General features: G+C 70.5%; 15 protein-coding genes and 1 pseudogene. 9 read left to right on the plus strand and 7 right to left on the minus strand.

Annotated features, from left to right (window positions below):
• The first annotated feature begins 26 nt into the window (after positions 1 to 26).
• Together OG738_RS17475 and OG738_RS17480 are read left to right on the plus strand one after the other, a co-directional pair.
• Entirely contained in the window at positions 27 to 6,929 is a 6,903-nt protein-coding gene (locus OG738_RS17475) for a polymorphic toxin-type HINT domain-containing protein (RefSeq protein WP_329055199.1), read from the plus strand.
• Between the two features lie 4 nt (positions 6,930 to 6,933).
• Positions 6,934 to 7,317 (plus strand): hypothetical protein, encoded by a 384-nt coding sequence (locus OG738_RS17480; RefSeq protein ID WP_329055201.1) that lies wholly within the window; start codon positions 6,934 to 6,936, stop codon positions 7,315 to 7,317.
• Between the two features lie 26 nt (positions 7,318 to 7,343).
• Here the strand turns inward: OG738_RS17480 and OG738_RS17485 are convergent, their stop codons facing one another.
• A complete protein-coding gene (locus OG738_RS17485) occupies positions 7,344 to 8,552 on the minus strand; it encodes a cytochrome P450 (RefSeq protein ID WP_329055202.1) in 1,209 nt (402 codons plus the stop codon).
• Between the two features lie 59 nt (positions 8,553 to 8,611).
• Here OG738_RS17485 and OG738_RS17490 point away from each other — a divergent pair, with 59 nt between their 5' ends.
• The 3 genes from OG738_RS17490 (at position 8,612) to OG738_RS17500 (ending at position 11,548) form a co-directional block, all read left to right on the plus strand.
• On the plus strand, positions 8,612 to 9,223 hold the full coding sequence (locus OG738_RS17490; RefSeq protein WP_329055203.1) for a TetR/AcrR family transcriptional regulator: 612 nt from the start codon (positions 8,612 to 8,614) through the stop codon (positions 9,221 to 9,223).
• A gap of 214 nt (positions 9,224 to 9,437) precedes the next feature.
• Positions 9,438 to 10,580: a thioester domain-containing protein gene (locus tag OG738_RS17495; protein ID WP_329055205.1), complete on the plus strand. Its 1,143-nt coding sequence runs from the start codon at positions 9,438 to 9,440 to the stop codon at positions 10,578 to 10,580.
• A gap of 206 nt (positions 10,581 to 10,786) precedes the next feature.
• Positions 10,787 to 11,548, plus strand: coding sequence for a thioesterase II family protein (locus OG738_RS17500; protein WP_329055207.1), 762 nt, complete (start codon positions 10,787 to 10,789; stop codon positions 11,546 to 11,548).
• Here OG738_RS17500 and OG738_RS17505 read toward each other — a convergent pair.
• The 3 genes from OG738_RS17505 to OG738_RS17515 all read right to left on the minus strand — a co-directional run bounded on the left by OG738_RS17505 (position 11,539) and on the right by OG738_RS17515 (position 13,824).
• The gene (locus tag OG738_RS17505) at positions 11,539 to 12,558 is read right to left on the minus strand and encodes a glycoside hydrolase family 19 protein (RefSeq protein WP_329056739.1); all 1,020 of its coding nucleotides are present in this window, start codon (positions 12,556 to 12,558) and stop codon (positions 11,539 to 11,541) included. The genes OG738_RS17500 and OG738_RS17505 overlap by 10 nt on opposite strands.
• A gap of 396 nt (positions 12,559 to 12,954) precedes the next feature.
• Positions 12,955 to 13,602, minus strand: coding sequence for a class I SAM-dependent DNA methyltransferase (locus tag OG738_RS17510; RefSeq protein ID WP_329055209.1), 648 nt, complete (start codon positions 13,600 to 13,602; stop codon positions 12,955 to 12,957).
• Between the two features lie 45 nt (positions 13,603 to 13,647).
• On the minus strand, positions 13,648 to 13,824 hold the full coding sequence (locus tag OG738_RS17515; RefSeq protein WP_329055210.1) for a zf-HC2 domain-containing protein: 177 nt from the start codon (positions 13,822 to 13,824) through the stop codon (positions 13,648 to 13,650).
• 320 nt (positions 13,825 to 14,144) lie between these two features.
• Between OG738_RS17515 and OG738_RS17520 the strand changes: the two genes are divergently transcribed.
• Positions 14,145 to 14,393: a hypothetical protein gene (locus tag OG738_RS17520; RefSeq protein ID WP_329055211.1), complete on the plus strand. Its 249-nt coding sequence runs from the start codon at positions 14,145 to 14,147 to the stop codon at positions 14,391 to 14,393.
• Positions 14,394 to 14,419: 26 nt separating this feature from the next.
• On the opposite strand, the gene OG738_RS17525 is transcribed toward OG738_RS17520, so the two are convergent.
• Positions 14,420 to 15,367, minus strand: a complete 948-nt coding sequence (locus tag OG738_RS17525; RefSeq protein WP_329055213.1) for an Lrp/AsnC family transcriptional regulator — start codon at positions 15,365 to 15,367, stop codon at positions 14,420 to 14,422.
• A gap of 118 nt (positions 15,368 to 15,485) precedes the next feature.
• Here OG738_RS17525 and OG738_RS17530 point away from each other — a divergent pair, with 118 nt between their 5' ends.
• A complete protein-coding gene (locus OG738_RS17530; RefSeq protein WP_442875905.1) occupies positions 15,486 to 16,778 on the plus strand; it encodes an MFS transporter in 1,293 nt (430 codons plus the stop codon).
• A 4-nt stretch (positions 16,779 to 16,782) separates the two neighbouring features.
• Here OG738_RS17530 and OG738_RS17535 read toward each other — a convergent pair whose 3' ends face one another.
• Together OG738_RS17535 and OG738_RS17540 are read right to left on the minus strand one after the other, a co-directional pair.
• Positions 16,783 to 17,190, minus strand: a complete 408-nt coding sequence (locus OG738_RS17535; protein WP_329055216.1) for a hypothetical protein — start codon at positions 17,188 to 17,190, stop codon at positions 16,783 to 16,785.
• 100 nt (positions 17,191 to 17,290) lie between these two features.
• Positions 17,291 to 18,478 carry a glycoside hydrolase family 3 N-terminal domain-containing protein gene (locus tag OG738_RS17540; RefSeq protein ID WP_329055217.1) on the minus strand — a complete coding sequence of 396 codons (1,188 nt, stop codon included), beginning with the start codon at positions 18,476 to 18,478 and terminating at the stop codon, positions 17,291 to 17,293.
• 148 nt (positions 18,479 to 18,626) lie between these two features.
• Between OG738_RS17540 and OG738_RS17545 the strand changes: the two genes are divergently transcribed.
• Both OG738_RS17545 and OG738_RS17550 read left to right on the plus strand, forming a co-directional pair.
• Positions 18,627 to 19,205 (plus strand): helix-turn-helix transcriptional regulator, encoded by a 579-nt coding sequence (locus OG738_RS17545; protein WP_329055219.1) that lies wholly within the window; start codon positions 18,627 to 18,629, stop codon positions 19,203 to 19,205.
• Positions 19,206 to 19,214: 9 nt separating this feature from the next.
• A pseudogene (locus OG738_RS17550) lies at positions 19,215 to 20,470 on the plus strand (ABC transporter substrate-binding protein).

A 20,470-nucleotide genomic window follows, 5' to 3' on the forward strand; every position in this document is an offset into this window, starting at 1 on the left:
CCCACCGAATCCCGGGCAGGCCACTGATGAACGCTGGTGTCGGATCCGGCTGGGTCCGCAGAGCCATTGCGACGTCGGTCGTCGCGACGTTGTTCTTCTCCGGAACGACCGCGACGGCCGCGCCACCGAAGAACACCTGGAAGCTGACCGGCGAGCAGAAGGTCGCGAGCGCCCCGGTGCACCCGGTGGCGCCCGCAGCGGCCCCGGCGCCGCTGCGGCACGACCCGACGCCGCTGCCGAAGCCCGCGTGGCCGGCCGCGTCCGAGTCGGACGTGACGATGTCCACCACGCTGGCACAGGCGAACCGGCCGGACGGCCCGGCGGTGCAGGCCAAGGCGGGTGACAGCCCGGTCCACATCGGCTTCGCGCACGCCGCGACGGCCAAGGCGGCGACGGCCGGCGTGCCGTCCAAGGCCCACGTCCGGGTCGCGGACCGGACGGTGCCGGACCAGCTCGGCCTGAGCGGGGTCGTCTTCTCGGTGACCGACGGCTCGAGCGGCACCCTCCACATCGGACTGGACTACGGCGCCTTCGGCAGCGCGTTCGGCGGCGGCTGGGCGGACCGGCTGCGTCTGGTCGAGCTGCCCGCCTGCGCGCTGACGACGCCGGGCAAGGCGGAGTGCCGCAAGCAGGCGCCGGTCGCGGCGTCGGCCAACGACGCCAAGGCCCAGCAGGTCACCGGGGACACCGCGTTCACCGCGAACAGCACGCACGTGTTCGCCGCGACCGGCTCGGGCTCGGGCTCCGGCGGGGATACGACGGCGCAGCCGCTGTCGCCCGCGGGTTCGTGGCAGGGCGGCGACGGCTCGGGCGGCTTCGGGTACAGCTATCCGATCACCGTGCCCAAGGCTCCCGGTGGCGCCGCGCCGAACCTGTCGCTGGCGTACTCGTCCGCGGGGCTGGACGGCATGACCGCGGGGACGAACAACCAGGGCTCGTGGGTCGGCGACGGCTGGGACTTCACCCCCGGCGGGTACGTCGAACGGCACTACTGGACCTGCTCGGAGGACCCGGCGACCGCCACCAGCAACGCCAAGGAGAAGACCGGCGACCAGTGCTGGGGCCCGGACAACGCCACGCTCGTGCTGGGCGGCCACTCGACCGAGCTGATCCAGGTCGACGCCACGCACTGGAAGCCGGCCAACGACGATGGGTCGACCGTCGAGCGGCTCGTCGCCGACGCGAAGAACCCGTACACCAGCGAGTACTGGAAGGTCACCACCGCCGACGGCACCCAGTACTTCCTCGGCCTGAACCACCTGCCGGGCTGGACGGCGGGCCAGCCCGAGACGCAGTCCACCTGGACCGTGCCGGTGTTCGGCAACAATCCGGAGGACCCGTGCTACAAGGCCGGTGACTTCGCGGGCTCGATGTGCGTGCAGCCGTGGCGGTGGAACCTCGACTACGTCGTCGACCCGCACGGCAACGCCAGCTCCTACTACTACCAGCCGGAGTTCAACTACTACGGGCTGAACAAGAACATCACCACGCCCGGCGTCCAGTACACCGCCGGCGGCTACGCGCTGCGGATGGAGTACGGCCTCCGCCTGACCAAGGACGCCGGCGGCAACCCGACGGTCTACGGCTCCGCACCGACCAACCGCGTGGTGTTCAACGCGGACTACCGCTGCACCGCGACGGCCGACTACGACTGCAAGAACCCGCCGACCTCGGACCTGGGCCACGCCCAGAACTGGCCGGACACGCCGGTCGACGAGATCTGCACCGCGGACAAGGCCTGCCTCTACGGGTCGCCGTCGTTCTTCACGATCCACAAGCTGGCCTCGATCGAGGCGCAGTACAACGCGAACGGCAAGTTCACCGACCTGGACAAGTGGGACCTCACGGAGTCCTTCCAGCCCACCGGTGACGCGCTCGCGAAGCCGATGTGGCTCGACGGGGTCCAGCACACCGGCTACGGCACCGACGGCTCGGCCATCACCCTGCCGCCCACCACGTTCAAGCCGCAGTCCTACGCCAACCGCGTCGACACCGTGGGCGACAAGTACGCCCCCTTGAAGCGCAACCGGCTCGTCGAGATCGACAACGAGACCGGCGGCAAGACCGGCATCGCCTACACCAGCGAAGCCGACACGCAGCCGGGCGGCTGTGTCGCCGGGAGCGTGCCGAAGTCGCCGGACACCGACACGCAGCGCTGCTTCGCGGCCTGGTGGACGCCGAGCGGCGCGACCGACCCGATCCTCGACTGGTTCCGCAAGTACCTGGTCACCGACGTGACCGAGTACGACAACACCGGTGGCGCGGCGCCGGTGGTCACCCACTACGACTACCTCGGCGACCCCGCCTGGCACCACGACGAAGGCCAGTTCACCCCGCCCAAGCGCCAGACGTGGGGCCAGTGGCGTGGCTACAACGTCGTCCGGACGACGGTCGGTGACCCGAAGCTGGCCACGACGGTCACCGAATCGCTCTTCATGCGCGGCATGGACGGCGACGTGCTGCCGGACAACGGCGTGCGGCACGCGTCCGTCACCGACTCCGACGGCACCGCGCTCACCGACCAGAACGCGCTCGCCGGGTTCACCAGGGAGACCAGGGAGTACCTGCCGGGAACGTCCACAGTGGACACTTCGTCGATCAGCGATCCCTGGGTGAAGGGCCCGAACGCGACCAGCTCCGACGGTGTCCTCAAGGCGTTCCAGGTCAACGTCGCGGCGACCAAGGGCAAGGCCCTGCTGGCCGACGGCAAGACCTACCGGCGCACCCAGGTCACCAAGGCGTACAACGACAACGGCGAAGTCACCCAGCTGGAGGACCTCGGCGACGTCGCGGACGCGACCGACGACACCTGCACCAGGACCACCTACGCGCCGGGCACCAACGGCATCACCAGCCTCGCCCAGGAAACGGTGATGTTCACCGGCACCTGCGCCGGCGACCAGACCGCACAGAACAGCGTGACCGACGTCCAGGTGTCCTACGACCACCACGCGTTCGGGGACGCGCCGACCGCCGGTGACATCACCGAGCAGGACACCCTGGACACGTGGGACGACGCCGGCAGGCACTTCGTCCCGACGTCCAAAGTGGACTACGACGAGCTCGGCAGGCAGACGAAGTCGACCGACGTCTACGGCCACGAGTCGACGACGGGGTTCGTGGCCTCCGCGAACGGCGTCGTCACCGGCACCACGCAGAAGAACCCCAAGGGCTGGGTCACCACCACGGCGGTGGATCCGCGGGGCAACCCGACGTCCGAAGTCGACCAGAACGCCGTCCACACGGACATCACCTACGACGCGCTGGGCCGCAAGACCGCGGTGTGGAACCCGGGCCGCAGCAAGGCCGCGGGGGATTCGCCGACCGCGAAGTTCGGCTACACCGAAAGCCAGACGACGCCGACCACGGTCGTGACGAGCACGCTGCAGGACGACGGCTCGTACACCGACAGCTACGCACTTTTCGACGGCCTCGGCCGCGCCCGGCAGACCCAGACGCCCGCCGAGGGCGGCGGCCGGGTGCTCACGGACACCTTGTACGACGCTCGCGGCCTGGCGTTCAAGACCAACAACAGCTACTTCAACGCGGACTCCGGGCCGTCCGGCACGCTGGTCAGGATCGCCGACGCGGACGTGCCGAACCAGACCGTCGTGCAGTACGACTGGCGCTCCCGGGCGACGGCGTCGATCGTGTACTCGAAGAGCGCCGAGCAGTACCGCACCACGACGCTGTACGAAGGCGCGGACCGGACCACGACGATCCCGCCGAAGGGCGGCAGCCCGGAGACGGTGATCACCGACGTCGCCGGCCAGACGAAGCAGCTGCTGCAGTACAGCAACGGCTACACCCCCGGCGGCACCAACCCGGCCGACGTCACCACCTACACCTACAACGGGGCCGGCGCCGAGACGTCCCGCACGGACTCGGCGGGCAACGTCTGGACCACCAAGTACGACCTGCGCGGCCGGAAGACCAGCCAGACCGACCCGGACAACGGGACGTCCCTCTACGGCTACGACCAGGGCAACCAGGTCACGTCCACGACGGACGCCCGGGGCCGGAAGCTGTTCTCCAGCTACGACGAGCTGGGCCGCCGGACGCAGGAGAACGCGGACGCGCCGGCGCCGGGCGGGACCAAGCTGGCGACCTGGACGTTCGACACGCTGCCGAACGGCCTCGGCCTGCCGGTCGGCTCGACCCGCTGGGACGGCACGAACGGCTACACCGAGCGGGTCGGCGCCTACGACCAGTTCGAGCGGCCGACGTCGCTGGCCGTCGACATCCCGGCGACCGAGGGCAAGCTCGCGGGCACCTACGGGTTCACCACGAAGTACAACCCGACCGGTTCCGTCGCTTCGACGACGAGCCCGGCCGCGGGCAACGTCGACGCCGAGACGATCATCCACACCTACGACAGCCTCGGCCTGCCCGCGACCACGTACGCGATCGACAACAAGCTCGGGACCACGACGTCCCTGGCGTCGAGGACGGACTACGACTCGTTCAACGCGCTGTCCGGGCTGCAGCTGGACGGGGACAAGTCGACGACGAACGTCGGCATGGTCCAGACGTACGACCAGGTCACCCGCCGGCCGCAGACGACCACGGTCACCCGGGCAACGCAGGTGAACGCGGAGCTGACCAAGCGGACCTACAGCTACGACCCGGCCGGGAACGTCACGAAGATCGCCGACACGCCCTCCGGCGGCGCCTCCGACGTCCAGTGCTTCGCCTACGACTACCTCCAGCGGACGACCGACGCGTGGACGCCGGCGGCGGCGGGCGCGGACTGCACGGTGCCGAAGTCGACGGCCGAGCTCGGCGGCGCGGCGCCGTACTGGCAGACGTACTCCTACGACAAGACCGGCAACCGGAAGCAGGAGATCGACCACCAGCCGGGCGGCCCGGTCACCAGCGACTACACCTACGCCGCCCCGGGGCCGGCCGCGGTGCGCCCGCACGCCGTCCAGGAGGTGGACGTCAAGGGGCCCACCGGGACGTCGTCCAACACGTACGGGTACTTCCCGGACGGTGCCACGCAGACCCGGAACGTCGGCGGGAACGCCCAGGCCTTCGAGTACGACTACGAAGGCCACGCGGTCTCGGAAACGGACAAGGCCGGGACCAGCAAGTACGTCTACGACGCCGGCGGCAACCGCCTCATCACCCACGACCCGACCGGGGCCACGCTGACGGTCGGCGACCTGCAGCTGTTCCAGGCGGCGGGCACCACCGGCGTCACGGCGACCCGGTTCTACGAGCACGGCGGCACGAAGATCGCGGAACGGGTGGGGTCGACCGGCGTCAAGTGGATGCTCAGCGACCTGCACGGCACCGACACGCTGTCGATCACGCAGGGCACGCTGACCGCGAGCGTGCGGTACAGCGACCCGTTCGGCAACCCGCGCGGGCAGGCGCCGGGGAGCTGGCCGGACAAGCAAGGCTTCGTCGGCGGCCGGCAGCAGCCGACCGGCCTGACCCAGCTCGGCGCCCGGGACTACGACCCGTCGATCGGCAAGTTCACCACGACGGACCCGGTGATCGAAGGGGGCACACCCCAGCAGTGGAACGCGTACTCGTACGCGAACAACGCCCCGGCGACCGAGGCGGACCCGGCCGGCACCGACTACTGCTTCAACTTCGGCAGCGACGGCAGGCACTGCCGGCCGGACGCGCCCAAGGGCCCCTCCGGTGGCGGCGGCGGTGCGTCCCCGCCGGACAACAAGACGAGCTCCGCGGGACAGAAGGCCCGCGACAACTACGAAGCCGCGCACGGTCTCGACAAGGCGTCGCTGGAGAAGGCCTACTCGATCAAGAACGAGTCGATGTGGCAGGTCTTCATCAGCGCGGCGGGCGAGGTCGTCAAGAGCCTGATCGGCTGGGACGACATCCAGGCGTGCGTGACCGAGGGCAACATCGGCTCCTGCGCGATGACGGTGGCGACGCTGATCCCGTGGGGCAAGGTCCTCAAGGCGGGCGAGATCATCGAGTCCTTCTGGAAGGGCGCCCGAGCCCTGATCACGTTCGGCAAGGACGTGGAGAAGGCGGAGAAGGTGATCGCCGACTCCGAGCGCGTCATGGTGGACGCGGAGAAGGCGGCCAAGGAAGCAGAAGACGCGGTCGCGGCCGAGGAGAGACAGGCGGCGTCGGAGGCCGAGCATGCCGCCGAGGACGCGAAGTCCAGTGGTACCTCGGAAAGCAGCGAAGGCGGCACATCACCCGAGTGCAACAGCTTCCCCGCGGGCACTCTGGTGCGGCTCGCGGACGGTGCGTCGAAGCCGATCGACCAGGTGAAGAACGGCGACACCGTGGTCTCGACCGACACGGAGTCGGGCGCGACCGAGTCACACACGGTGGTCGCCACGATCATCCACACCGACGAGGACCAGCGCACCGAGGTGACGACCCAGTCCGGGACGTTGACGGCGACGGACTGGCACCTCGTCTGGGTGGACGAGGCCGGCGGCTGGGTGCAGATCGGGGCGGTCGTCGCCGGTGAGCACCTACACTCGCCAGATGGTCACGAGGTGGTGGTCACCGGGGTCCGGCACTACCGCCAGGCCAACCCGGTCTACGACCTCACGGTGGATTCGGTCCACACGTTCTACGTGCTGGCGGGGTCGACCCCGGTCCTGGTCCACAACTGCGGCACGGCAGGCGCACCGGAAGAGCGGGTAGTCAACCTCCCGGAAGAAACCGCCCCCAAGCCCATGAAACCGGAGCAGGCGCTCGATGCCTGGTCCGATCACCTCGGGGAGGGCCCGTACAGCAATATCCACCCGCGAACCGGCCGAGTGGATCCGGATCGGCTCGTCTCCGCCGACGGGCGCCGCAGCATCCGGATGGGAGCGCACGAGATGAACAGCAAGCCGACGAAATTCCACTTTCACCTCGAAACATGGGACTGGAATTCGGTCGCCAACATCTGGACCGTCCGTAATGTGATGCAGCGGGTGCCGTTAAAGTGAATATATGCGCGTAGAGATCACGGACGTCCTCGACCGGGACCGTCGACTGGTGCGCTTCCAGTCGGCTTGCGGGGCGGCCCTTGCCCGTCTTGGCGGCGGACTACCCGCCGCGCCGGGGGTGTTCGATGTGGAACTGGACATCCCCGACGTGGCGGTGGAGTGGGTGGTCGCGAACGAGGGGGAGAGTGCCGTCATCGGCGAACCGGACGGCCGGATACGGCTTGTCGGCAGGGTCGTCGGTGTCGAACCGGGGGACAAGGTGATCACCCTCCGGGTGGCCGATTCCGTGGTCCTCGTCGAACTGGAAGATGTGCTGCCGACGGAAGCGTCGGACAAGTGGTTGTCGGTTCTTGTGCGGGAAGTTCAGCTATTTGACATGAATCTGTAGCTTGATCGTCCCGAAGCTGGCTGGGATCAGCCGCGCACCGTCACCGGGAACTTCGACGGCCCCCGCAGGTTGATCCGCCCGTTCCACTCCAGCTCGCCGGCGAATCCCAACCCCGGGAACCGCTGCACCAACCGCTCCACCGCCACCTGTCCCTCCAACCGGGCCAACGCCGCACCGAGGCAATGGTGCGGACCGGCCCCGAACGAAACCTGGTGACGCGCCTCAGTCCGATCCAACCGCAACTCGCCCGCAGAAGGCCCGAAGAACCGCTCGTCACGGTTCGCCGACCCCAAGCACGCCAAGACGAACGTGCCCGCCGGGATCTCCTTGCCGCCCAGCGAATACGGGGACGTCGTCACCCGGCGGGTCTGCTGGACCGGTGAGTCGTACCGCAGGAACTCCTCCACCGCGTTCGCCGCCAACTCCGGCTGCGAACGCAGCAACGCCAGCTGGGCAGGATTCCGCAACAACGCGTTGACGCCGTTCGCGATCAGGTTGACCGTCGTCTCGTGGCCCGCCACGTACAGCAGGACCACCTGGGCCACCAGCTCGTCGCCGTCGAGGACCTGGCCGTCGTGCTCGGCCTGGATCAACGCCGTCAGCAGGTCGTCCGCCGGGTTTTGGCGCTTCCACGCGATCACCTCGCGCGTGATCGCCGTCAGCTCCGCGTCCGCGGCCATGATCGCGCGGGCCGTTTCCTCGTCCGCCACGATCTCCAGGGAGCGGACCAGGGTTCCGCTCAGCTCGCGGATGCGGGAATGGTCCGTCGGGGGCATGCCGAGCATCTCGGAGATCACCGCGAACGGCAGCGGGAACGCCAGCTCCTCGACCAGGTCCGACTCGCCCTTGTCGGCCATGCGATCGAGCGCCGCGTCCACGAGCGCCACGATCTTCGGCTCCAGCGCCGCGATCGCGCGGCGGGTGAACACCTTCGTCACCAGGGAGCGCAGGCGCGTGTGGTCGGGCGGGTCACGGTCGAGCATCGACCGGTTGAGCGCGCCCGCGTCCTCCTCCGGGGGAAAGTACTCGAACGGCGACTCCGCCAGGTTCGCGACGTCCACGGACAACCCGGCCCGCAGCAGCGCCGAGACGTCTTCGTAGCGCGACACGAACCAGAAGCCCAGGGGGTGCTCCTGCACCGGGTCCTCGTCGCGCAGCTTCTTGTACTGCGCGTACGGGTTTTCGAAGAAGCCGGGCTCGAACGGGTTGAACAGCAGTTCGTCGACGTCGGTCATGACTACCCCCACATGCACTGTGTCGGTGACATACGCAGTGTATGTCCTATGCTTTGCGCATGTCGACCGTCAAGAGCCGGCGGGCGCAGTACTCCGAGGCCACCCGGGCCGCGCTGCTGGCCGCCGCCACCCGCCGGTTCGCCGAGCACGGCTTCACCGGCACGGCGCTGGAGGACATCGCCGGCGACATCCAAGCCACGCGCGGCGCCATCTACCACCACTTCGCCAGCAAGACGGCGCTGTTCGAAGCGGTCTTCGAGCAGCTCGAGACCGAGGCGATGGAACTGTCCGCGACCGCGGCGGCGCGGGCGGCGGACCCCTGGTCGGCGGCGTTCGCGGCCCTCGACGTGTTCCTCGACCGCTGCTGCGATCCGGTGTACGGCAAGCTCGTCTGGCGGGAGGCGCCGCTCGCGCTCGGCTGGCCGCGCTGGCAGGCGGCCGAGGAGCAGTACGCCTACGGGCTCGTCGAGCAGCTCATCAAGGCACTGGTGGACGGCGGCGACATCGACGACCAGCCGCTGGAGACCACGACGCGGCTGGTGTTCGGCATGCTCGGCACGGCGGGGCTGGCACTGGCCGAAGCGTCCGATGTGGACAAACCCCGGCTCAAGGCGGAGTACGCCGCCGTCATCGGGCGGATGGCTGCCGGACTGCGGCCCGCGGGGACCTGACCGGGGCCTGACGCGGACGCGATTAATCGATTTTTGGCGACCGTTTTATACGATTTTTCGACCCTTTCGAGTTAATGGGGACACCGTGTGTAGGCCTTGTGGGGTCCGTGTAAGCTCCGGTCTCGCTTGACCGGGTGATCGCTCACCCGAATCAGTGGCCGCCGATCGGGGCGCGCGGCCCTGCCGTCGCGGTTCGGGCTCGGATAGGAGATTTATGCAGGTCAGGTCCACTCTCGTGCGTGGCGGGATCGCGGCTCTCGCCGCGGCCGCCGCGGTCATGATCGGTTCTCCGGCCGCGCTGGCCGACGACGGTGCCGCCCGCGGCCGCGTCGACGAGCACGGTGGCACGGTCGGCTACCGGCTGAACCTCGGCAAGGGCGGCGACTACATCGCCGAGCTCTTCGACATGAAGCTGTCCAATGGCAGCACGCTCAAGCTCTACTGCGTGCAGATCACCGTCGGTCTGCGCACCGACGTCGACATGGTCGAGCGGCCGTGGAACAAGTACCCCGCGCAGGGCCCGTTCAACGACAACAGCGCGAAGATCAACTGGGTGCTGCACAACGGCTACCCGGGCACCGGCCTCGACGCGCTGGGCAAGGCGCTGAAGAAGGCCGGCGTCGACGTCCACGACGGCGTCTCCGAGCGCGAGGCCATCGCCGCGACCCAGGCCGCCGTGTGGCACTTCAGCGACGGCGTGAACCTCGACGCCACCAAGCCGCTGGCCGAGGAGAACTCGGCCGACGCGAACGCCGACGTCGCCGCGCTCTACGCCTACCTCACCGGTGATCAGAACAAGGGCATCGGCGAGCAGCCGAAGCCGACGCTGAACATCGCCGTGGACAAGACCGAGGGCGCGGCCGGCGGCAAGATCGGCCCGTACAGCGTCGCCACCAGCGGGGACATCACGTCGCTGACCAGCCAGCTGCCCGAGGGCGTCAAGATCACCGACGCCGAAGGCAAGGAGCTGAAGGGCTCGGACGTCAAGGACGGCAGCAAGCTGTACGTCGACGTCCCGGCGGGCACCAAGCCGGGCAAGGGCGCCTTCACCCTCAAGGCTTCCGGCGAGCTGGACACCGGCCGCCTGTTCGTGTCCGAGAACTACGCGAAGCAGCCGGCGCAGTCGCTGATCGTGGCCGACTCGGAGAAGACCGAGGTGACCGCGAACGCGGCCGCCAGCTGGGCCGAGGCGACCGCCCCGACCACCGCGCCGAGCACCCCGGCCGGCTCGACCGGCGGGGGCGGCGAGCTCGCCAACACCGGTGTCGACGCCGCGGTTCCGTTCACCGTCGGCGGCCTGCTGCTCGGCGGCGGCGCGCTGATGCTGCTGCTGAACCGGCGTCGCAGCCGCGCGTAAGCGGTAAGCAGTACCCGTGAACGGGGCCGGTCCACTGTGGACCGGCCCCGTTTCGCGTCCGGCCGGCGGATTGCGATCGGGGCAAACGCGGCGAACCCCCGCAAATCGCGTCCCGCAGGCCCCGACGTCGCCTCCGACCGCCACGCCGCCCGGCTTCCGCACGATAGGCGACGACCGGGCCGCGCCGACGTGGGAGATTCGCCGGTATGACGGAATCCGCGACGTGGTTCGTGCGCTTCCACCCGGCCGCGCCCGGCGCACCGCGGCTCGTCTGCTTCCCGCACGCCGGCGGGTCGGCGAGCTACTTCCACCCGTTCTCGGCCGCGCTGGCCCCCGAGGTCGACGTGCTGACCGTGCAGTACCCGGGCCGGCAGAACCGGCACGCCGAACCGCTGGTGGACGACCTGTTCGTGCTCGCCGACCGGCTGGCCGACGCGCTCGCCGCCGAGGTCGCCGGACCGGTCGCGTTCTTCGGGCACAGCATGGGTGCCAGCCTGGCCTTCGAGGTCGCGCGGCGGCTCGGACCCGGGCCGCTCGGCCTGTTCGTGTCCGGGCGCCGCGCACCGGCGGCGAGCCCGCCGGGGCAGGCCCGGGAGCGGAGCGACGACGAACTGCTCGCCGACGTCCGGCAACTCGGCGGCACGGACGCGGGCGTGCTGGCGCACCCCCAGTTCGCCCGCATGGTGCTGCGGGTGCTGCGCAACGACTACCGGGCCGCGCAGAGCTACCACTACCGGCCCGGACCCGACGTGAGCTGCCCGATCGTCGCGCTGGTCGGCGACCGCGACCCGTGGGTCCCCGAGGCGGAGGCCCGCCGGTGGGCGGGGTACACGTCCGGCGGTTTCGAGCTGAAGTCGTTCGCGGGCGGTCACTTCTACTTCAACGACCACACCGCGGCGCTGAGCCGCCTGCTCGGCGAGCGGCTCACCCACTGGGTGGGTGAGCCGCTCGCGTCAGGTCAGCAGTAGAGGTTGGCGCCGGGGTCGACGCCGAGGACGGAGCTGATCTGGCGGTACTTCGAGACCCGGCTCTCGACCTGGGCGGGGTTGCCGCCGTTGCACTCGATGGACCCGTTGATGCTGCGGATCGTTTCGCCGAACCCACGCTGGTTGACCATCGCGTCGTGCGGGGTCATCGTGCCTGGGCCGGTCTGGGTGTTCCAGTACCAGAGGCCGGTCTTCCAGGCGACGGCGGCGTTTTGTTCGACTTGGTAGGGGTTGTCGAGCAGGTCGATGCCGAGGGCGTCGCCGGCGGCTTTGTAGTTGAAGTTCCAGCTGAGCTGGATCGGGCCGCGGCCGTAGTAGGCGGCTTGGCCTGCGGGGCAGCCGTAGGGTTGGCTGGTGTCGCAGTAGTGCGGGTAGTTCGCGGTGTTCTGTTCGACGATGTAGACGAGGCCGCCGGTTTCGTGGTCGACGTTCGCCAGGAACGCCGCGGCTTCCTGCTTCTTGACCGTGTCGCTGCCGGTGGTGGCGAAGCCGGGGTACGCCGACAGAGCCGCGGTCAGGCCGCTGTAGGTGTAGAAGGAGTTGCGGCCCGGGAAGATCTGGTTGAACTGCGCTTCGCTGACGACGAAGGAGCCCGGGTTGCCCGGGTCGGTGCCGCCGCCGCAGCTGTAGGGCTCCCAGTACCAGGTGCTGATGATCGGGTCGTAGCCCGGGTTGGCGTTCTTGGCGCGGTAGTAGCCGCCGTTGGTGTAGCGCACGATCGCGCCGACGTCGTACCACTGGCCCGCGACCCAGTTGGGGGCGTTGCAGGTGGTTCCGCCGCCCCCGCCGTCACAGCTGTAGGGCTCCCAGTACCAGGTGCTGATGATCGGGTCGTAACCCGGATTCGCGTTCTTGGCGCGGTAGTAGCTGCCGTTGGTGTACTTGACGACCGCGCCCACGTCGTACCACTGGCCCGCGACCCAGTTGGGCCCGCTGCAGGCGGCGGCCGCGGCCCGGGGGGCCTGACCGGTGGCGGCGGGCACGCCGAGCACGAGTGCGGCGGCGGCAGCGAATGCTGACAGGACCGCGACAAGACGTCTTCTCAAGACTGGCTCACTCCTTCGGCCACGACGGAGTCCGGACGCGGGAGCGCCCGGTGTCGGAGGGGGTGTGCTCATCCGGCCGAGACGAGGGTGACACCGGCCACTAGAGCAGATTGGTCTAGTCCAGTCAAGGAGCCGGGTGATCCGGGCAAGGGGTGTGCGCGAACGACTCCCGAGGTGAACCACCTGGGCGAGCCGGGGGTTCGGAGCGGGAACCGTGCTGAGATACCGTACACAACTCCTTCGCCTTGGCTAACGACCTGCATGATTCATGCACGGCATCCGGCCGCGCCCTGGAATGCGGGGTCCAGGGCGTCGAACCCGCGCGAACCTTCGGCGCCGGGGTCAGCCGGCCGCAGGCTCTCCGGGCGGCTTCCGCGCCAGCACCCGCCCCTGCGGCACCCGCGCCGCCGGATCGCGTAGCACCTGTGTCAGGACCTCGAACCCCGCGGTCGTCACCAGCTCGCACACCCGCTCCACCGGCAGCCAGTAGATGTCCAGCGAGAACCCGGCACAGCCGTACCCCTCGGTCTTGTGGTGCCGCCGGTCGCCGACGTGGAAGGCGAGCTGGAGATGGCCTCCCGGGCGCAGTACCCGGAACAGCTCCGCGGCCACCTCGGGCAGCCGGGCCGGCGGGGTGTGGATGATCGAGTACCAGGCCACCGCGCCCGCGAGACCGCCGTCCGGCAGGTCCAGCTCCAGCAGCGATCCCTGGGAGAACCGCAGCTCCGGGTGGTCGCGGCGGGCGACGGCCAGCATCTCCGGCGACAGGTCGATCCCGGCGACGTCGAGGCCCGCCGAAGCCAGGTACGCCGTCACCCGGCCCGTTCCGCAGCCGAGGTCGGCCACCGGGCCGTCGCCGCGGACGAGGTCGGCGAACGCCGTGAGCAGCGCGCGGTCCTGGACGTCCTCGGCGATCGGGGGCGCGAACGCGTCGTAGCTCTCGGCGACGATCGAGTAGGTGTGGCGGGTGGTGGTCAGGAAGTCGGTCATGGCGCGGACGGTATCGGCGGGCACCGACAGTTTCCGCGCATCGTCCTAAGTGGACTCCAGAGGACCCAGGTGGTCGAGCATCGAGCGGACGGCCTCGAACTCCCGGACCTCCTGGCGGCAGTCCGGGCACGCCGAAAGGTGCCGCTCGACCCGTGCCGTTTCGACGGCGTCGAGCAACCCCAGGCTGTACGCCCCGAGGTCGGTCCGGTCGTACCGGGCCATGGATCGCGTCTCCGTTTCCGCGTCCCGCAAGGGAACGCCCGCACTACCGGACGTCTCCAGAGTCCTGACGCGGACGCGGCACCGGGGACGTTCCCCCGTTTTCCACCCGATCGGCCGACAACTCAGGGCGGCGAACAGCCCATGTGAGTGACAAAAGATCGTCACGGTACTCACCGGTCCGGACACGGAAAGCTTTTGTGCGGGAAATTTCCGCGATTCGGCGTCATGGCTCGGGAGCGGGTTCGTCCGACCTGCGTCAGGCCGGAATTTTCCGGCCTCGACCTGGGCGAAGGCGATCCGGAACGAGGAGAGCGAGAGCGATGACCGTACGGAGCCACCTGGCGGACGACGTCGTCGAAGAAGTCGGGGTGTGGCTGGCCGGGGAGTTCGCGGGACGGCTCCCGGCGGGGGAGATCGACCGCGTCGTCAAGGCGACGCGGCTGGACCTCGAAAGCAGCATCGCGCCGGAGGAGCTCGGGGAGATGCTCCACCGGCTGGGCCGGGCCCGGCTGCAGCGGATCCTGGAGTTGTCGCCGGTCGCGAAGATGCGGATCCCGCAGGCGCGCTGACCCGCACTTTCCCGGGAAAGCGCGCTTCAGCGGGTGGCGGCCGCCTTGACCGTCCGGAGGACCGGCGCCGTCTCCAGGGTGTGGATGGCGTCGAGCGCCCCGAGCCGGCGGGTCAGGTAGTGGTGCAGCGCCGCCGCGTCCGGGCAGAGCGCGTGCGCGACCAGGTTGGCCGGCCCGGTCGTCGCCGCGACGAGCGCCAGCTCCGGGTGGGTGGCCAGCTGCCGGGCCACGTCGTCGAGGTGGGCCGGGGCGACCGACATCCAGAGCAGCGCGTGCGTCGTCGCACCCAGCGCACCCGGGTCGACTTCGAGGTCGAAGAACACCGTGCCGCCGGCCTGCAGATCGGCCAGCCGGCGCGCGACGGTGGCCGCGGACCAGCCGGTGGCCGTGGCCAGCTCGGCCAGGCTCGCCCGCCCGTCCCGCTGCAACGCGGTCATCAGTGCGTCGTCGTCGCCGGTCAACGGCTTGCCGTCGCCGGTGCGAGCGGGGGTCAACGCGGCGACCTGGGCCGGGTCGAGGGACTGGGCCCGGCCGAGCCACGCCGTCGGGCCGCCGAAGTAGCGGTGCAGCAGCTGGTGCGCCGACACCGCCGTGATGCTCGCGGAGCGCGGGATGTCCCGCAGCAGCAGCGAATGGTCGCTCGCGGCCGGCATGGACACGTTCACGCAGATCTCGGTGCCGCCCGACACCAGCTTGACCCACGCGGTGTCGGCGCGCCGGGCCAGGGCGAGCGCGACGTCGCGCGCGGTGTTCGGGGTCGCGGTCAGCCGGACCATCCACTCGGCCTGCCCGGCGCGTTGCGGGTCCGGCAGGCCGACGACGCGAAGCGACGCTTCGGCGCGTAGCCGGCGATAGCGCCGCACGACCGTCTGCGTCGAGACGCCGAGGACGTCCCCGATCTTCGTGAACGGAGCCCGGCCGTCGAGGTGCAGCGCGTGGATCAGCGCGCGGTCGACGTCGTCGAGTGCGGTCATATCCTTCATCAAAGCGCACGGCGTGGCAGAAATCAGCCAGACCACCGCGAAAAGTGGAACCTGCGACCGGACGCGGGTCAAGGTCGGTGCCGACCGAAAGGGGCACCTCTTGCCGACCATGACGCGCTACCGATGGCCCGCACTGGCCGTCCTGCTCACCGCCGAGGCCATGAACCTGCTCGACGCCACGATCGTCCAGGTCGCGGGCCCAGTGATCCACGACGGCCTGCCGGGGCCGGCCGCCGAAATCCCGTGGTTCAGCGCGGCCTACACGCTGCCGTTCGCGGCCCTCCTGATCACCGGCGGCCGGCTCGGGGACGTGTTCGGCCGGGCCAGGGCGTTCAAGATCGGCGTGACGGCCTTCGTGCTCGCGTCGCTGGCCTGCGCCGCCGCACCGGACGCCGGCCTGCTGATCGGGGCCCGCGCGGTGCAGGGCGCGGCGGCGGCGCTGGTCATCCCGCAGACCATCGGCCTCATCCGCGCGCTCTTCGACGGCGACGAACTCGCGAAGGCGCTCGGCACCATCGGTCCGGTGATGGGCCTGTCCGCGGTCACCGGCCCGCTGCTCGGCGGCGTCCTGACGCAGGCTTTCTCGTGGCGGGCGGTGTTCCTGGTGAACGTCCCGCTCGGCCTCGCGGTCCTGCTCGCCGCGCGGTTCCTGCGCGAGGACAAGGCCGCGACGCGCCCGAAGCTCGACGTCGTCGGCACGGCCCTCGTCGTCGCGGGCGCCGGGCTGCTCGTCTACCCGCTGATCAGCCCGGGCGGGACGTCGTGGCCGCTGCTCGCGGTCGGTGCCGTGCTGCTCGTCGGCTTCGGGGTCCAGCAGCGCCGCGCGGCCGCGCCGCTGGTCGAGCCGAGCCTGTTCGCCGACCGCGGGTTCCCGGCCGCGCTCGCCGGGTCGCTGCTGTTCTTCGCGGTGATGACCGGCCTGATGCTCCTCGTCCCGATGCGGCTGCAGCTCGGCGAAGGCGTCGACGTCCGCACCGCGGGCCTGACGCTGCTGCCGCTCTCGGCCGGGCTCGCGGTGTCGTCGTGGTTCGCCGGATCCCGGCTGGTGCCGAGGTACGGCCCGCGCGTGATGTTCGCGGGACTGGCCTTGCTGCTGACCGGGATTCTCGCCGTCGCCGCCGGGGTGACGCCCGCGCTGGGGTTGTGCGGCCTCGGGATGGGGACGTTCACGGTCCCGTTCTTCACCGCCGCGCTGCACCGCGTCCGGCCGCACGAGACGGGCTCGGCCGCCGGGCTGCTCAACGCCGTGCAGCAACTCGGCGGCACGCTCGGTGTCGCCCTGCTCGGCGGCCTCTACCTGAGCACCGGGACGGCGACCGCGGCCTTCGGCGTCGCCGCCGGGCTGACCGTGGCCGCTGCCGTCGCGGTGATGCCACTCAGCGGCTTTCGGGAGCGCCGGTGACGACTCAGTAGTCGTCGCGGCCGGTGAACTGCTGCTCCAGCAGCTCGGCCGCGCCCGCCACCAGCTCGAGGGGGTCGACGAACTCGTTGATGTCGAGGTTGATCAGCGGCAGCGAGTGCCGCAGCACGAGGTGGTCGCCCATCACCGCGAGGCCGCCCACGACGGTCGAGTTGCCGACCTCGGTCAGCACGTCGAGGAGGTCGACCTCGTCGTGGCGGGCGAACGGCGTCGCGATCTGGACCCAGTCCTCGCGCTGGTCGAGGATCTCGCGGGCGATCACCACGACCTGGGCCCGCTGCTCGGTGTCGGGGTCGTCGCCGAAGATCAGCCGGATGCGGATCTCGTCGGGCTCGTCGCGCACCACCCGGTACGCCTGCCTGATGTACGCGACCAGATCGCCCCAGTCCGCCACGGTTCCTCCGCTCTCGTGCCTGCTCGGACGCTCAGCGTAGCGATCACGCGGTGCCGATCCGGTCCAGGTCGGCCCGCCCGCCGGCCGACAGCACCCGGAATCAGCCGCAGACGCCTTTCGCGCGCAGCACGCGCGTCACCGACTCCTGCACCCGCGCCTTCGGCAGCTCGCCGGACTGGACGGCCTGCGTCAGCCGGTTCAGCACCTCGTCGACGTGGCCGCCGGACGACCACAGCGCCTCGTCCGCGCCGGCCTGCAGTGCCTTCAGCACCGCGTCCGGCAGCGGGTACTGCGCCGTGATCGCCTTCATCGCGCCGAGGTCGTCGGTCACGACCACGCCGGTGAACCCGAATTCGGTGCGCAGCAGCTGGTAGGCGGCCGGCGAGACCGAAGCCGGGACGCCGTTCGTCAGGCCGGGGACGTCGAGGTGGCCGACCATGATCGCGACCGGCCCGTAGTCCGCGAGAGCGCGGTAGGGCACCAGGTCCACCGCGCGCAGCTGCGCCAGCGGCGGCGTCACGACCGTGCCCAGGTGCGAGTCGCCCGAGCCGTGGCCGTGGCCGGGGAAGTGCTTCAGCACGGGCTGGACGCCGCCGTCGCGCAGGCCCGCCGCGAACGCCGTGGCGTACGTCTTCACGCGCACCGGGTCGGGGCTGAACGAGCGGTCGCCGATGACGTCGTCGTCCGGGGCGTCCGTGACGTCGGTGTCCGGCGCGTAGTCGACCGTCACGCCGCGGGCGCGCAACTGCCGGCCGCGGTCGGCGGCCAGCGCGCGGACCTCGGCGGGGGACTTCGTCGCGGCCAGCACGCGGGCCGACGGGATGGCGCCGTCGAGGTCGTCGATGCGCTGGACGCGGCCGCCCTCTTCGTCGACCGAGACGGCCACCGGGAGCTGGGCCGCGGCCTGGACGGCGTCCAGGGAACGATCTTTCAACAACGCTGTTGCGTTACCGCCGACGAAGATCCCGCCGACCTGGTTGTCGCGCACCAGGGACACCGCGGCGCCGGGGTTGTCGCCGGACACGCCCACGACGACCAGCTGCGCGACCTGGCGGCGGACGTCGAGGCCGTCGACCAGCGACGCGCAGTCACCGGGCCGCGCCAGTTTCGACGTCGGCGCCGGGGTGGCGGTCCGTGAAGCCGGTGAAGGCGGTGAAGACGATGAAGGCGGTGTCGGAACCGGCGATCGCGGGATGGCCAGCCCGGTGACGGGCTCCGATCCGCAGCCGGTGACCAGCGAACTCAGGCACAGCGCCACCCCCACGGCGGCCAGACGTCGGCGGTTCATCGGTCCCTTCACTCGTCGGTTTGCCCCACGACCGTAGTCGACGGCCCGGCTTCACGATGTGAAGAACGAGCCGACCTTGGTTAGAGAATTCGTGAAGGCGGTCTCAGCAGACTGGCGCCACCAGGACACGGACAGTGGGGAGGGCTCGATGGACCAGGTGCGAGTGGCGGCGTGGGCGTCGGACCCGATCGCGCTCACGGGGCTGACCAACCACCTGAAGACCCGGCCGGAGCTGCTCGTCGTCCCGCGCGCCCGGCGCGGCGAGGCGGCGGTGCTCGTGTTCGCCGTCGGGCAGGTCGACCGTGAGGCGATCGCCGCGCTGCGGGCCGCCGCCGCCGAGTCGCCCGCCGCGATCGTGCTGGTCGCCGGGAACGTCGACCCCGCGCACCTGAGCCTGCTCGCCGACTGCCACGTCTCCGCCGTGCTGCCGCGGACCGCGCTCGACCGCCTCACCGACAGCGTGCTGGCTGCCGCGCGCGGGCGCACCGCGCCGCTGCGCGACCAGGTCGAGGCCCTGGCCCGCGCGGGCAGCGCCGCCGCGCTGACGCCGCGCGAGGTGGATGTGCTTCGCCTGATGGCCGAAGGCTGGGACACTGCGGAGATCGCGGGCAAGCTCTGCTACTCGGAGCGGACTGTGAAGAACGTCATCTACGCCATGACCAACCGGCTCAACCTGCGCAACCGGCCGCACGCGGTCGCCTACGCCGTGCGGGCCGGTGTGATCTGAGGAAGCCCGTTGCGCACGATCGTCCGCCGGACCGCCGTCGCGGTCGCCGCGTTGATCCCGCTCGCCGCCTGCAGCCCGAGTGACGCCGGTGGCCCGACGAAGCTCACCATCGCCACGTTCGGCGAATTCGGCTACGCGCCCCTGATCGCCGAATACCAGAAGCTGCACCCGGACATCCAGGTGCAGAACCGCGTCACCGACTTCGACACCCACCACAAGGGCCTCGCGACGCAGCTCGCGACCGGCCACGGCGCGGCCGACGTCGTCGCGATCGAAGAGCAGTACATCCCGCAGTACCGGAAGGCGAAGGACAAGTTCGTCGACCTCGCCTCCTTCGGCGCGCGGGACCTCGAAAAGCAGTGGGCGCCGTGGAAGTGGGCGCAGGGCACCGACGGCGCGTTCGTCCTCGGCCTCGGCACCGACATGGGCAGCCTCGCGCTCTGCTACCGGCGTGACCTGTTCCAGGCCGCGGGCCTGCCGACCGACCGTGACGAGGTCGCGGAGCTGATGCCGGACTGGGACGCCTACGCCGCGACGGCCCAGCGGTTCACGGACAAGACGCCGAACGTGAAGTTCGCCGACTCCGCCGGGACCGTCTACACGGCGATGCTCAACCAGTCGCCCGAGAACTACTTCTCGGCGAAGGACGACTCGTTCATCGCCGACCGCAACCCGAGCGTCCGCACCGCCTTCTCCCTCTCCGGCGGCATGGCCGCGAAGGGCGAGACAGCAGCCGCGACGACGTTCACGCAGGCCTGGAACGTCGCGATCAAGCAGGGGTCCTTCGCGACCGTCGCCTGCCCGGCGTGGATGCTCAGCCAGATCAAGGAAGCCGGCGGCGACGCGGGCAAGGGCAAGTGGGACGTCACGACCGTCCCCGGCAAGAGCGGCAACCAGGGCGGCTCGTTCCTGACCGTGCCGAAGCAGAGCGCGCACCCGAAGGAGGCGTACGAGCTCGCGAAATGGCTGACCGCGCCGGAGCAGCAGAAGAAGCTCTTCCTCTCCGACGGCATCCTGCCGAGCGAACCGTCCGTCTACACGGACCCGCAGGTCTTGGCGCACACCGACCCGTACTTCGGGGACGCGCCGATCGGCCGGATCTTCGCCGCGTCGGCGACCGGCTGCGGCCCAACTACCGCGGCCTGCGCGACGCCGACGTCCGGCCCGAGTTCGGCCGGGCGCTCGGGCGGATCGAGGACAAGACCGACGGCGTCGACCAGGCCTGGGCGGAAGCCGTCCAGCAGGCGCAAGCCGCCCTGAAGTAG

Origin of the sequence: Amycolatopsis sp. NBC_01488, from assembly GCF_036227105.1 — a bacterium.
Taxonomy (GTDB): Bacteria; Actinomycetota; Actinomycetes; order Mycobacteriales; family Pseudonocardiaceae; genus Amycolatopsis.

Coding starts and splice junctions, on each gene's coding strand:
- OG738_RS17475 (WP_329055199.1), top strand. CDS start 27: ATGAACGCTGGTGTCGGATCCGGCTGGGTCCGCAGAGCCATTGCGACG.
- OG738_RS17480 (WP_329055201.1), top strand. CDS start 6,934: ATGCGCGTAGAGATCACGGACGTCCTCGACCGGGACCGTCGACTGGTG.
- OG738_RS17485 (WP_329055202.1), bottom strand. CDS start 8,552: ATGACCGACGTCGACGAACTGCTGTTCAACCCGTTCGAGCCCGGCTTC.
- OG738_RS17490 (WP_329055203.1), top strand. CDS start 8,612: ATGTCGACCGTCAAGAGCCGGCGGGCGCAGTACTCCGAGGCCACCCGG.
- OG738_RS17495 (WP_329055205.1), top strand. CDS start 9,438: ATGCAGGTCAGGTCCACTCTCGTGCGTGGCGGGATCGCGGCTCTCGCC.
- OG738_RS17500 (WP_329055207.1), top strand. CDS start 10,787: ATGACGGAATCCGCGACGTGGTTCGTGCGCTTCCACCCGGCCGCGCCC.
- OG738_RS17510 (WP_329055209.1), bottom strand. CDS start 13,602: ATGACCGACTTCCTGACCACCACCCGCCACACCTACTCGATCGTCGCC.
- OG738_RS17515 (WP_329055210.1), bottom strand. CDS start 13,824: ATGGCCCGGTACGACCGGACCGACCTCGGGGCGTACAGCCTGGGGTTG.
- OG738_RS17520 (WP_329055211.1), top strand. CDS start 14,145: ATGACCGTACGGAGCCACCTGGCGGACGACGTCGTCGAAGAAGTCGGG.
- OG738_RS17525 (WP_329055213.1), bottom strand. CDS start 15,367: ATGACCGCACTCGACGACGTCGACCGCGCGCTGATCCACGCGCTGCAC.
- OG738_RS17530 (WP_442875905.1), top strand. CDS start 15,486: ATGACGCGCTACCGATGGCCCGCACTGGCCGTCCTGCTCACCGCCGAG.
- OG738_RS17540 (WP_329055217.1), bottom strand. CDS start 18,478: ATGAACCGCCGACGTCTGGCCGCCGTGGGGGTGGCGCTGTGCCTGAGT.
- OG738_RS17545 (WP_329055219.1), top strand. CDS start 18,627: ATGGACCAGGTGCGAGTGGCGGCGTGGGCGTCGGACCCGATCGCGCTC.